Annotated in this window: 11 protein-coding genes; 1 reads left to right on the top strand and 10 read right to left on the bottom strand. The window is 30.8% G+C overall.

The genetic code is table 11. From position 1 onward, the window contains the following. Positions 1-17: 17 nt before the first annotated feature. The 10 genes from C4S77_RS08510 to metN form a co-directional block, all read right to left on the bottom strand. Positions 18-722, bottom strand: coding sequence for a C40 family peptidase (locus C4S77_RS08510; protein ID WP_105247182.1), 705 nt, complete (start codon positions 720-722; stop codon positions 18-20). Between the two features lie 245 nt (positions 723-967). Then, positions 968-1342: a DUF3276 family protein gene (locus tag C4S77_RS08505; protein WP_105193596.1), complete on the bottom strand. Its 375-nt coding sequence runs from the start codon at positions 1340-1342 to the stop codon at positions 968-970. Between the two features lie 115 nt (positions 1343-1457). Then, positions 1458-3215 carry an ABC transporter ATP-binding protein gene (locus C4S77_RS08500; protein WP_105193597.1) on the bottom strand — a complete coding sequence of 586 codons (1758 nt, stop codon included), beginning with the start codon at positions 3213-3215 and terminating at the stop codon, positions 1458-1460. Positions 3216-3377: 162 nt separating this feature from the next. Beyond that, positions 3378-4382 carry an aspartate-semialdehyde dehydrogenase gene (locus C4S77_RS08495; RefSeq protein ID WP_105247181.1) on the bottom strand — a complete coding sequence of 335 codons (1005 nt, stop codon included), beginning with the start codon at positions 4380-4382 and terminating at the stop codon, positions 3378-3380. Between the two features lie 35 nt (positions 4383-4417). After that, complete coding sequence (locus C4S77_RS08490; RefSeq protein WP_105247180.1) at positions 4418-4852, bottom strand: hypothetical protein; 435 nt, start codon at positions 4850-4852, stop codon at positions 4418-4420. Between the two features lie 95 nt (positions 4853-4947). After that, positions 4948-6195 (bottom strand): type IX secretion system plug protein, encoded by a 1248-nt coding sequence (locus C4S77_RS08485; RefSeq protein ID WP_105247179.1) that lies wholly within the window; start codon positions 6193-6195, stop codon positions 4948-4950. A gap of 39 nt (positions 6196-6234) precedes the next feature. Further along, positions 6235-6900 carry a monofunctional biosynthetic peptidoglycan transglycosylase gene (gene mtgA / locus C4S77_RS08480; protein ID WP_105247178.1) on the bottom strand — a complete coding sequence of 222 codons (666 nt, stop codon included), beginning with the start codon at positions 6898-6900 and terminating at the stop codon, positions 6235-6237. Between the two features lie 26 nt (positions 6901-6926). After that, entirely contained in the window at positions 6927-7730 is an 804-nt protein-coding gene (gene metQ / locus C4S77_RS08475) for a MetQ/NlpA family lipoprotein (RefSeq protein ID WP_105247177.1), read from the bottom strand. Between the two features lie 59 nt (positions 7731-7789). Next, positions 7790-8443 carry a methionine ABC transporter permease MetI gene (gene metI / locus C4S77_RS08470; protein WP_105247176.1) on the bottom strand — a complete coding sequence of 218 codons (654 nt, stop codon included), beginning with the start codon at positions 8441-8443 and terminating at the stop codon, positions 7790-7792. Then, the gene (gene metN / locus C4S77_RS08465; protein WP_105247175.1) at positions 8436-9467 is read right to left on the bottom strand and encodes a methionine ABC transporter ATP-binding protein MetN; all 1032 of its coding nucleotides are present in this window, start codon (positions 9465-9467) and stop codon (positions 8436-8438) included. Before metN ends, metI begins: the two co-directional genes overlap by 8 nt. A gap of 478 nt (positions 9468-9945) precedes the next feature. On the opposite strand from metN, the gene C4S77_RS08460 reads away from it, so the two are divergent. Next, entirely contained in the window at positions 9946-13017 is a 3072-nt protein-coding gene (locus tag C4S77_RS08460) for a T9SS type A sorting domain-containing protein (protein ID WP_105247174.1), read from the top strand. Positions 13018-13024: the final 7 nt, after the last annotated feature.

Here is a 13024-nt window from a genome sequence, read left to right as displayed (position 1 = left end):
ATCTACTAAATAAAAATTTAAAAAGTGACTTTAACTAATTTTATATCGTCCTGGAGTGGATTAGGTTCTTCTTGTTTTTCCTCCGCATTAAGAATTCGCATGGCTCTTTTAAAACGTTTTTTCCAATATTCTGTTTCTAAAGAAGTTATCGTTACTCCTTGAGATGAAGATGCATGAATAAAGAAAATCTCACCCGTAGGGCTTACACTTTCAACAATGCCAACATGAGAGACTCTGCTTTTTGGAGTATGTGAAAAAAATATTAGATCTCCTTTTTTTAATTCTTCTTTAGCCACTCTTACTCCTACTTCTGATTGAAGGGCTGAGGTTCTAGGTAAAGAGATATTAGAAGCATTAAATACTTGTTGTACGAAAGAAGAACAATCAATACCTCTTCGTGTAGTTCCTCCATATAAATATGGGGTTCCTAAATAAGTTTTAGCTTCGGTAATTAATTTATAAGCTTCTTTAGAAAATGCTTTTTCTGCATAAAAATTGATATTTTCCGAAACGGAATTATCATTTAATAAAGAATTATCTGTAACTAATTTTTTTGTTTCGGTTTTTGTTGTATTTGGTCCTTTAGAGTTATTTGCTAGCAATAATTTACTGGTAGATGGATACTTATAATTATTATTACTGGCTATATAGTTTGATACACAAGAAGTTGTAGTTAAGGAAGTGATCAGTATAAGAAAAAATAATTTTAAAAAAGCTTTCATAAATAAACGTAATATTGTGATTGTTTTACTTTATTACGCGCCAAAATTACTTTCTCTAATACTCTTGGGTATCATATTTTAACTTTTTTCACATATATTTAACATATAAATTTGTAGTGTTAATTAAAAGTTAATTTTTAATGTGTTAGTTTTTTATTTTTTTAATAATAATTTAAATAAAAAAGCAGGTATTTTTTCAATTAAATGATACCTGCTTTTTTTATTTTTAAGGTAAGGTAATAATTTTATATATCTTCAAAATCTACATTTGTAAAATTTGATACCTTTATCGAATCTTTATTTTCTTCTGTTAAAAGATGGAAATCATCTCTATGTCTTTCAGAAATAACTTTTTCACCGGTTTCTTTAATAATAAAGGAAGTTGTTTCTTCTAGAATAGTTTTGAAATTTTTAAAATCTTCTTTGTATAGATAAATTTTAAATTTTTTGAATCCTAAGGCGCCTTCTTCGGAAACATTTTTTTTACTTTCAGTAATAGTTAAATAATAATCTCCGGCCTTTGTTTCTCTTACATCAAAAAAATAAGTTCTTTTTCCAGCCCGTAATATTTTAGAGAATATCTCGTTTTCTTTTTTCTCTAAATTTTCAGAATCATTCATCATAATTTATATTTTAGTTTTTGTTTACTATAAATATTAAAAAATATAACATATATACTTAAAACCAAACAAAAGTATGAAAATAGTTATATAGATACAATTGTTTTTTTATGATTTATAATCGCTTTTGTGTAATTTGTTTTTTATATAGTTCAGAATAATATCCATTTTTGTTAATTAAATCATCGTGAGAACCTTCTTCTTTAATAGCTCCATTTTCTAAAATAATAATTTTATCAGAATTTTTTGTTGAAGAAACTCTGTGTGTAATAATAATGGTAGTTTTTAACTCAATATTTGATTGTATATTAGATAATATTTTTTCTTCTGTTTCTGTATCAACAGCAGATAAACTATCATCAAACATGAAAATAACAGGATCTTTAATAAGAGCTCTAGAAATAGAAATTCTCTGTTTTTGTCCTCCGGATAACGTAACTCCTCTTTCACCTACTTCTGTTTGATATTGGTTTTTAAACTCCATAATGCTGGAATGTATTTCTGCTTGTTTTGCATATTTTTCTATTAAATTTAAAGAAGGATTTTCTATTCCGTATGCTATATTGTTAAAAATAGTGTCTGAAAACAAAAAACTTTCTTGAGGAACATAACCTATTTTATTTCTAAGCAATTCAAGGTTATGTTGCTTTAACGGTTTATTATCTATATATATGGTTCCGCTGTCAGGTTCAATTAAACGTTCAATTAAAAGAGTAATAGTCGATTTTCCGGCTCCTGTTTTTCCCATGAATATAGTAGTTTCACCGGAAAAAATTTCAAACGAAACATTATCTAACGCTTTAATTCCGGTATTAGGATAGGTATAACTTACATTTTCAAAACGAATATTTCCATGTATGGGATAAATGTCAGAGCAATTGTTTGTAATTTCTTCCTGAACTTCTAAAAATGCATTTATTCTTTCCATAGATGCTTCAGCTCTACGGGTTATTGATGTTACCCAACCTAAAGCAGTAAAAGGCCATATCAGTATATTTAGGTAAAGAAAAAAATCTGTTATAGTACCAACATCAATTTTTCCATTAATATATCTTTGTCCCCCCACGTATAAGATAAAAATATTGCTTATTCCTATAATAAGCATCATTAAGGGAGAAAATAAAGCCTCAGTACTGGCTAAAGAAATAGATTTTTGTCTATAATCGTTTGATTTATTAATATATTTTGAAGTAATATATTCTTCTTGTGTAAATGATTTAATTACACGTATTCCTGAAAATGTATCTTGTACGAAAGATGATATGTTAGATTGCTCTGCCTGAACAATTTTAGTTTTTTTATTAATAATTGAGCTTTGTTTATATATAAAATAAGATAGGAACGGAAGGGGAAGAAGAGCATATGCGGTCATAACAGGATCAGAAATTAGCATATAGAATAAAACTATAATTAGCATTATAGCTAGATTTATACTATACATTATTCCTGGACCTAAATATTGTCTAACATTAACTACATCTTCACTAATACGGTTTATTAAGTCTCCTACTTTGGATTTTTTTAGAAAAGTAAATGATAATTTTTGATAATGCTTGTATATATTATTTTTTAATTCAAATTCTATCCTTCTGGAAGCCACAATTATAGTTTGTCTCATATAAAACTTTAATACTCCTGAAATAACAGGAGCTAAAACAATAATTCCTCCATACAAAAGAAGTTGCTTAAGTAATTCATGTTTTTGTAATGAAGAATGTTGCTGTAAGGTTTCGGCAATAATATTGATGGCTTTTCCAACAAATTTTACAGGATAGATAGTAAAAAAATTAGAAAGGATTATAAATATACCCCCTAAAAACAGAAGTTTTTTATGTTTTTTTAAATAAGGATTTAGGGTTTTTAAAGCACTCATGGCTGCAAAGTTATAAAGTTTGTTTAATTAGATTAAAATTTTACAGAAGTAAATGCTTTTTTATATAAAATAAAAATAAGAAGATAGATGAATCGTTAGTTTTTAAAAGAAAATTATTGAGGCATAGAAAGATTTTTTCTTAACCTCAATATTTAATTATTATTATTTATTTTTTAATAAATATTCAGCAATTTGAATGGCATTTAAAGCAGCGCCTTTTCTGATTTGGTCACTGACACTCCAGAAAGTAATGCCTTTAGGGTTAGTCAAATCTTTTCTGATTCTTCCTACAAATACCTCATTTTTCCCTGATAAAAATAAAGGCATAGGATATTTTTTATCAGCAGGATTATCTTCAACAATAATTCCATTAAAATTTTCAAAAGCCTGTCTAATTTGAGCCACACTAAGTTCATCTTCAGTTTCAACCCAAATATTTTCAGAATGTGCTCTCATTACAGGCACTCTTACACAAGAAGCAGAAACTTTAATGTCTGAATGCATAATCTTTCGAGTTTCATTAAACATTTTCATTTCCTCTTTAGTATATCCATTTTCAGTAAAAGAATCAATATGAGGTATAAGGTTTAAAGCTAATTGATAGGCAAATTTTTCTGCTTGAATCTCATTTTTTTCAAGAGCTACATCTTTAATTTGTTGTAATAGTTCTTTCATTGCAGAAGCACCTGCACCCGATGCAGACTGATATGTGGAAACATGCACTCTTTTTATGTGAGATAAATTTTCTATAGGTTTTAAAGAAACAACCATTTGTATTGTGGTACAATTGGGATTTGCAATGATGTTTCTTGGGGCATTTAAAGCATCTTTTGCATTCACTTCTGGTACCACTAGAGGAACATCGTCTTCCATACGAAAAGCTGATGAATTATCTATCATAATAGCTCCATGTTTAGTAATAGTATTCGCAAACTCTATAGAAGTGCTACCTCCAGCTGAAACCAAAGCAATATCTACCCCTTTAAAATCATCATTATGTTGAAGTTCCTTGACAGTATATTTTTTCCCTTTAAAATTATATGTATTACCGGCACTTCTTTTGGATCCGAAAAGAACTAAGTCAGTTAAAGGGAAATTTCTCTGGTCTAATATTTTGAGAAGCTCCTGCCCAACGGCTCCGCTTACTCCAACAATTGCGATTTTCATGGATTTATAATTTAAAAAATGTTTTCTTATAATAATTATGATAGAATAAAGCTATTCCAAAAAGCCTTTGGAATCATGCCAATGACCAATGCTAAAGAAATGGCAGCCATTAGCGTTGTACTAAAGGTTATTTTAGAGGATTTTTTTATTTTAATATTGACGATTGTAAGTAATATAGCAGCAATAATCATAGAAACCGGGTGCTCAACGTATGTTTGTCTTAATTGAGGAATGCCCATCATATCTTTCATGCTTATATTTTGAAAAATAGGAGAGCTAAAATATAGAATTACACCTAACACTATCTGTGTATGGGTGATAATAAGAGAAAATAATGATATTTTTTTGATTTGTTTGGATGTACTTCTTTCTTGTAGATAGTATATAAAAGTAACTACAGTAAGTAAAAGTATGAAAACTAAGGTTGCCATGCCTACATAATGATGAATATTTTTTAAAATCAAATACATTATATATTATCTTTGGGTTAATTAGCAAAATTAACAAACTTATCGAAATAAATCTATACTATTTTGGTTTTATTAGAATTATGAATATATAAGCACTATTGTCTTGCAGCTCTTATTTCTCCATAACCTATTAGTGCGTCATAGGTTCCTCCAAAAGGTTTATAATATAATAAACCTTGATATAAATTTTCTGTTTGCCAAAAGGAACCCGGAATTTCAGAAAGACTTATTTTTCCGTTTTTTTGATCTACAGTGGCAATAGTATAGTTATAATAACCTTGTTTCAGATAAATACTTTTTTCGTATCCTCTAAGTGCTTCATTATAAGACATTTTATTGGTGTCTGATAATTCATAATTATTAAATAAGCCAACAACATAAAGATCTTTACCTTCTAAAGGATTTGCTAAACTAACAAAAAAGTTAATATGGCAATAGTCACCTTCATTACGCGCATCTCTTTCTAAGTTCAGGTCGAATCTTCTGAAATAGTAAGCTCCGTTTATGTCTGGATTGTAGGTATAATCTAAAGGGTAAGAAATAATTGGATAAAGCAAAGCGGAATAAACATTATTTTCCTCAATGATTTTTTCAGTTCCATATCCGGGAACAGAGATATTTTTAGTATCAAAAGAAAAAAACTCATTTCCTCCTTCAAAAGCATTGGTTAATTGCCCAAAAGTAAAAGAATTTCTATTTATAAATTGTGGGGAAATATTACATTGAGAATTATTCCAATTATTATTTTGTATAATGCATAAAGAAATTTGTTGGGAAAGAATAGAATTATTATCATTAGGTAACAATGCCTGTACTGTGACTCTTTGACTTATGTTAGGATTTTTAGAACTGGAGTACCTTTCATAAGAAATACCTATTTCAGCAATATTTTCATAAAATGAAATTTTTCTAGTAAAAATAGGTTTTCTAGCATTATTATAAATTGTAAGTAAATAATTTCCTGAAATTTTTAACTGTAAGTCTTTGTTTGGGAATTCAAGTGTATAATGAGTATAATTTTGACTTGTATTAAAAGAGTTTTTATATTCATATATCTGAGGCATTGAATATCCTATAATATACTCAGAATCAAAAAGATTATCATCCTCCCAGTTACGATCATAATGCTTTACACTGTAGTATATTCTTTCATATCCTTTATTTAATAGGTCAAATGAAAGTATAAACTGACTGCCCATTTTAAAAAAAGGAGTTTCGTCATTAGTTTCCGGGTTAAATAGTTGAATGCTATAAACATCAGGGCTATATACATGTTCAACAGCTTTTTGAGCTAAAGAATAAGGGGATAAAAAAATAAGTAGTATAAATAATTTTTGATACATATAATTTAAATTGAAAATTATGAGAAAGAAAAAACTAATTTAAGGATAAATTAAGGTTCCACCTAAATTTCTCATTTGTTTTAATATCCATATTTTTCTTTTTTGGATATATCTTCCATTAATATTTTTTCCATATTTTCTTGGATTAGGAAGTAATGCGGCAAGAGTTGCAGATTCTGCTTTGGTTAAATTAGACGCAGATTTGCCAAAATAGTGTTGAGAAGCAGCTTCTATACCATAAATTCCATCTCCAAATTCAATAACATTTAAATATACTTCCATGATTCTTTTTTTCCCCCAAACCCATTCTATCAAACAGGTGAAATATGCTTCTAAACCTTTTCTAATATAGTTTTTACCATCCCATAAAAAGACATTTTTAGCTGTTTGCTGAGATATAGTACTAGCCCCCCGTACACGACCTCCTTCCTGTTGATCCTCTAAGACTTTTTGTATTTGTTTAAAATCAAAACCATGATGTTTTATGAAATTTTGATCTTCACTGGAAACTACAGCTAACTGTATAGAATTTGAAATCGAATTTATAGGAATCCATTTTTTTTCTATTTTGCTACCATTGATAAAATATCTTTTTAGCATAAGTTCTGTAAAAGGTACAGGTATCCATTTATAAGTAAAAGTAAGTACAATAGAAAGTAAGAATAAGCCAATTATAATCCTTTTAACCCATTTGAATATTTTCATATTTATACAATCTTGTATTGTTATTTTTACCAGCCTTTAATAGCCCCACCCTTAAATTCTTTATTAGCTGTTTTTATCACCTCTTCTGATTGATAAGCCTGAATAAATTTTTTTACATTTTCTGCATTTTTATTGTCTTCCCTAGTCACGATTATATTTACGTAAGGAGAATCTTTATCTTCTACCATAATTGCATCTTGTAAGGAAAGTCCGGCTTTAGCAGCAAAAGTATTGTTTATAATAGCAACAGATACTTGATTATCATCTAAAACCTTAGGAAGTTGAGGCGCTTCTAGTTCTAAAATATGTAAATTTTTAGGATTTTTAACAATATCAGTTACCTTAGGTACTAAGCTTTTATTATCTTTTAATTGTATTAAATTATATTTTTGTAATAATAGTAAAGCTCTTCCCCCGTTTGTTGCATCATTAGGTATAACAATAGTGCTTCCAGCAGCTAAATCAGTTATAGATTTTATTTTTTTAGAATATCCTGCCAAAGGATAAATAAAGGTATTGGCAACAGCAACAAGTTTATAATTTCTTTGTTTTATCAAATTTTCAAGAAAAGGCTTATGTTGGATAGCATTTGCATCGATATCTCCATCGTTTAAAGCTGTATTAGGGATCACATAATCATTAAATTGAACCAATTCTACCTCTAATCCATATTTTTCTTTAGCTATTTTTTTAGCAGTTTCTGCTACAGTATATTCTGGACCTGTTTCAATTCCAACTTTTATATAATTTGGATTATCTTTTTGTTTGGATTGGCAACAAATTAAAGATAATATGTAAGGAATGCTTAAAAGTAATAATAATCGGTTCATCAAGATTGTATGAATTTTTAAATTTTTAAACTGTAAAATTAAACTATTTAATGTTAATATTATTTATGATTAAATATTTTGGATAAATAATCTCCGGTAATTTGGATAATAAAAACTATAATTACAAGCAATAAGAGTACAATATTCATTACCATGATATCATAACCCACATATCCATACTGATAACCGATTTGACCTAAACCTCCGGCCCCAACAGCCCCGCCCATAGCCGAGTATCCTACTAAAGTAATTAAAGTAATAGAAGCACAATTAATAATAGAAGGTAAGGCTTCGGGTAAAAGTACTTTTTTTATGATTTGAAGATTTGTAGCCCCCATAGATCGGGAAGCCTCAATAAGTCCATTAGGAATTTCTAATAAACTGTTTTCTACCATTCTGGCAATAAATGGAGCAGCCCCTATGCTTAGGGGGACAAGAGCAGCAGTTACGCCAATAGAAGAACCCACAATTACTCGGGTAAAAGGGATCATCCATACAATTAAAATAATAAAAGGAATAGCCCGAAATACATTTACTACAACAGATAAAACAGAGTGCAATATAATGTTTTCTTTAATTTGCCCTTTACGGGTAATGAATAATAAGATTCCTACAGGCATACCTAATAAGAAACCTAAAATTCCTGAAATAAATGTCATCATGATCGTTTCACAAGTTCCTTTAACTAAAAGTTCAAACATAGATTCAGACATATCCCAAAACAATTACATTCATATTCTTATTCATTAAATATTCAATAGCCTGATTTTCGTTTTCCGGAGATCCGATAAACTCAGCAAGCATTATTCCAAATTTTACTCCCCCTACATAATCCATTTGGGCGCTGATAATATTATTATTTATATGGAATTTACGAACAATCTCTGAAAGTATAGGTTCATCTACTGTATTTCCGGTTATATGTAATTTAACAAGAGGATGTTTTCCAGATTCTCTGAAAGGTTTCAATCGGTTTTGATAATCTATAGGAATATCAATTCGAAATGTGGAATCTATGAACCGTTGTGTTAATTCAGATTTTGGATGAGAAAAAATTTCTGCTACATTTCCCTTTTCAATAAGTTTTCCACTATTCATCACAGCAATATTATCGCAAATGTTTTTAACCACATCCATTTCATGAGTAATTAGTAAAATTGTGATATTAAGTTCCTTATTAATATTTTTTAATAAAGAAAGGATAGATTGTGTAGTTGCCGGGTCTAGAGCACTGGTTGCCTCATCAGATAATAACACTTTAGGGTTGTTTGCTAGAGTACGGGCAATAGCTATTCTTTGTTTTTGTCCTCCTGAAAGATTTGCAGGGTATTCATTTTTTTTATCTTTTAGCCCTACCCAATCTAAAAGTTCGTCTACTCTTTTTTCCCTATCTTTTTTGTCAATGTGATTTAATTCTAATGGAAGAGAAATATTTTCTCCTGCAGTTCGAGATGATAATAAATTAAAATGCTGAAAAATCATTCCAATATTTTTTCTGGCAAGAGCAAGTTGCTTCTGAGAAAGCCTCATTAAATTTTCACCATTTACATAAACTTCACCCGAAGTAGGCCTTTCCAAAAGATTAACACAACGTATAAGTGTACTTTTTCCAGCTCCGGATTCACCAATAACTCCAACTATTTTACCTTTCGGGACAGATAAAGTTACATCACATAAAGCATGGGTTACATTTCCTTTCTGATTAAATGTTTTAGTAATTTTTTTTAATTCAACCATTCATTTTAATTTACTAAAATTAATATAAGCTAGATCAGAGAGCAAAAAAAATTCGGATTTATACAATGGTTAGATTCTACCTAAGTACCATATATTGAGTTAAGATTTAAAATTTTTAAACTGTATAATTTTTTTCTTTCCTACTCTTCATCAAGATTAATATTACTTTTCATAAAAAATTATTCATTTTAAGTAAGTATATATAAAAATAATTCAAAAATATTTTCAAATATAAGGTATTTTAATAATATAAATATTTTGTTTTTTTAGATGGGTATTTTATGTTAACATTGTGAGTAATTATTTAACATATAATTATAAATTTTTAAATAATAATTTATAATGGAAATAAAAACACTTAATATATATTTATAAAAAGTAAAATATATAATAATATATACTATAATAATATAATTTGTTTGGAATATAAAATATAAATTTTTAGCTTTGCTATTCATTAAAAAAACTAATTATAACTATGAAAAAGATCTACACCTTGGTGTCTTTATGTAGCTGTTTATTATATTCCCAAGAAAAAATAATAGGTCCAGGCGGAGTGCCCGGAGCGGTTTTATGGATGCAGCCGGTAGCCCATCCCCGTACCGAAGATTGGTATGGATCATATAAATGGAAAGATTATTCCGGAGACTCACTACAAGTAAGATATTACGATTCGCGAGGAGCTGCTTATGGATTAGAGTACATAGTAAATGCTGATTACTTTATTCGCAATTATAACTTTAATCCGGCACTAAGTTTTAACTGGAGTGATTTTAGAGAGGCAAGTAAAGAAATACTCATTAAAGGATCAAATTTAACCACAGCGACGATAATAGGAGCGTTTTCATTAAGGGCCGACCCAATGGACCAACCCAAGAATATGTTTACATTCAACGGAGTCCCGGGGAATAGCTTTATATTAAGTACAGATAAGGTAATCAACAGCAAAGAAAGCCAAAGAGGCATATTAGATTATGGGTCCGAAGAAGGCTATGACTTTATGTACCATAGCGGGAAGAGTCCCGAATCCGATATGAACCAATTTAGAGAAAGAGCCCTTCGTTCCTTTGTCTATTACCGGACCGGTAAACCCCATACCTCTTTGTGGGGAGTAAGAAACCATTCAGTAATATCCTTAGGGCAAAGGTTTTATCCCGACAATGTAAATAACACTTCCACATTTGACCTACCCGGGGGCGACGGAGACTATGCAGAAGCCTATATACCGGAATTATTTATATACGGACGTATATTAACCCCTTTAGAAAGGATAAAAACAGAAAGTTACCTGGCCGTAAAATATGGATTTACCTTGGAACGCTCCTATTTAGATAGTGAAAGTCACCTAATATGGGATATTGACCAAGATAAAAGATACAGCAAAAGGATCACCGGCATGATACGTGATGATAAAAGCGGATTATTCCAAAAAGGCGGGACCACCTCCTATGAAGAAAATCCTAACTTTTCCTATAGTGTAGCAGGCGATTCCTATGAACGCCAAGGCACATCAGTTAATGCAAGCCGTTATGGTCTTCCCAACAGGAATAAATTGTTGGTAATAGAGAGGCTTTCAGCCAATCAAAGCATGAAAGACAAAGATTATGCCTTATGGGGTGATGATAATAAAGGAATAGAGACCCAAACAGATGAACGTTATTTAGGACTTAAGCTTATGAAGCGCAGCTGGTTGCTGAATACCAATATGGGGGGGAGGCAACCAGTTCCGGAGCAGATGAAATGGAGAATAGAGAACCTGGATTACGAACAAAAAGGATATAAAATAAGTGTAACGAAACCCGGAGGAAGTGCGGGCACAGGGACATTAGTCAGTGAAAGTCCGTTGCCGGGTTATGAAGGGCAGATTTATTTTGAAGTAGGACAAGGGAGTGGGCCGCTGCTTGTTAAATTCGGGACCCCGAGTATTCCTGAAATAAATAATGCTAATGATTATGGAATATATATAAATGAAAGAGGAGAGGTATATCCTATTATAAAAGGTTATCCGCAGTGGGGAAATCGCTGGATGCTTAAAGCCTTCGCCGGAACACAAATGCGCATTACCAAGACCAAAGAATCAATTATAATCAGTGCCAACGGTTGGGCACAACCCCAAAGTGGACAGGCAATACCCCATATTTTTATCGATAAAGAAGATATAGATAAAGATTTTTATGTAAGCATCGGCGCCTATAATTATAATCAAGACATCCGTATAAATAACCTTCGCGCCGAGGGCTTTATAGATACGGGCAACAGAATAGAGCTCTCCTATGGCAAAGGAAGGGCCGAAGAATTTGCGAATTATTCCCAACCCACAGGGTCCCTTAGCTATATGTTAATAGACCGTTCCGGGACAGGCAAATTTAACCCGGAAAATACAGAAATATACCCTGTAGACGAAAATGATAAGGATCGAACAAAAATTATATTCAACAATATCTTTTTCGATACAGATAATAATGGCAAAGATGCTTTTACCTTTGCTTACAGAGAAAGCAATCTGATAGCTAAAATAGAAAAAGAAAACCCGAGTTGTGACGGCTTAGGAGTCACACAAAAAGACGGAAAAATAACCCTAAAAATAGAAAGAGGCGACGAAGGCTTTCAGTATCAGCTTTATAATATAGAGACCACACAAATAGAAAAAGAAGGCACCTTCTTTGGCAAAGAAAAATATGAGATTACAGGCATCCCATCAGGGAATTACACATTGAAGCTAAAAGAAATAGGAGGTTTTAACCTGGTACCTACAACAGAGAATATAGAATCCAAGGGGAACAGTCAGTTTTATGTAAACTCCTCAACTTCCTATGGTTTTTTAGAAACCCATTATAAATCCGAAGCTCAAAATTACCAAATGGGCTTTACCCCACCGGTACCCGGTTTGCCGGATATATATGTAAGAAACGGAATTGAAATTACTCAGGGAAAAATATATAAGATCACCGATAACATAAAAAAAACTACCCCAATAGCAGGGATTCAGCTTAGTGCCGGAGATTTCATTCAGGTACAGAATACAGCCCCCGGGGTAGTAGAATATAAAGTAAACGGAACAACCATCGCTACCGATAAATTTTCCGACAATGTTATGCAATTTTACACCTTTAAACTCAATGACCCGGTAGAAGGGATTTATAACATAAAACACCATAAGCCACACCCATGGCATTTACAAGGAGTACAAAGGCAGGATTTATCAGAATCTACCATAGAAACCCCCATAACATTAGAAACCAATTGCAAGGCAACCATAGCCCCTATTATACCTAACCCACAAGTAGAAGAAGATAAAGCCAATAATTTAGTATTATATTATAAAGACTTTACCAATAAATCATCCATTACAGCTAAAATACAACTAAAAGAATCCTCAACGTTGACTTTAGCAGTATTTGATTTTTCAGGAAACCTGATGTATAGTAAAGATATTTCAGAAAGCAGAACCGAGCATCAGATAGAATTAGATACCCTACCAAAAGGAGTTTATATCGTAAAAGTATTTACTTCAGAAGGAGAATTTACCAAGAAAATAAGCATAAACTAACTAGAAA

The organism is Apibacter adventoris, assembly GCF_002964975.1.
Lineage (GTDB): Bacteria > Bacteroidota > Bacteroidia > Flavobacteriales > Weeksellaceae > Apibacter > Apibacter adventoris.
The sequence above is the reverse complement of the archived record's forward strand: the minus strand, read 5'-3'. Positions and strand labels throughout refer to the sequence as shown.

Coding starts and splice junctions, on each gene's coding strand:
- C4S77_RS08510 (WP_105247182.1), bottom strand. CDS start 722: ATGAAAGCTTTTTTAAAATTATTTTTTCTTATACTGATCACTTCCTTA.
- C4S77_RS08505 (WP_105193596.1), bottom strand. CDS start 1,342: ATGAATGATTCTGAAAATTTAGAGAAAAAAGAAAACGAGATATTCTCT.
- C4S77_RS08500 (WP_105193597.1), bottom strand. CDS start 3,215: ATGAGTGCTTTAAAAACCCTAAATCCTTATTTAAAAAAACATAAAAAA.
- C4S77_RS08495 (WP_105247181.1), bottom strand. CDS start 4,382: ATGAAAATCGCAATTGTTGGAGTAAGCGGAGCCGTTGGGCAGGAGCTT.
- C4S77_RS08490 (WP_105247180.1), bottom strand. CDS start 4,852: ATGTATTTGATTTTAAAAAATATTCATCATTATGTAGGCATGGCAACC.
- C4S77_RS08485 (WP_105247179.1), bottom strand. CDS start 6,195: ATGTATCAAAAATTATTTATACTACTTATTTTTTTATCCCCTTATTCT.
- mtgA (WP_105247178.1), bottom strand. CDS start 6,900: ATGAAAATATTCAAATGGGTTAAAAGGATTATAATTGGCTTATTCTTA.
- metQ (WP_105247177.1), bottom strand. CDS start 7,730: ATGAACCGATTATTATTACTTTTAAGCATTCCTTACATATTATCTTTA.
- metI (WP_105247176.1), bottom strand. CDS start 8,443: ATGTCTGAATCTATGTTTGAACTTTTAGTTAAAGGAACTTGTGAAACG.
- metN (WP_105247175.1), bottom strand. CDS start 9,467: ATGGTTGAATTAAAAAAAATTACTAAAACATTTAATCAGAAAGGAAAT.
- C4S77_RS08460 (WP_105247174.1), top strand. CDS start 9,946: ATGAAAAAGATCTACACCTTGGTGTCTTTATGTAGCTGTTTATTATAT.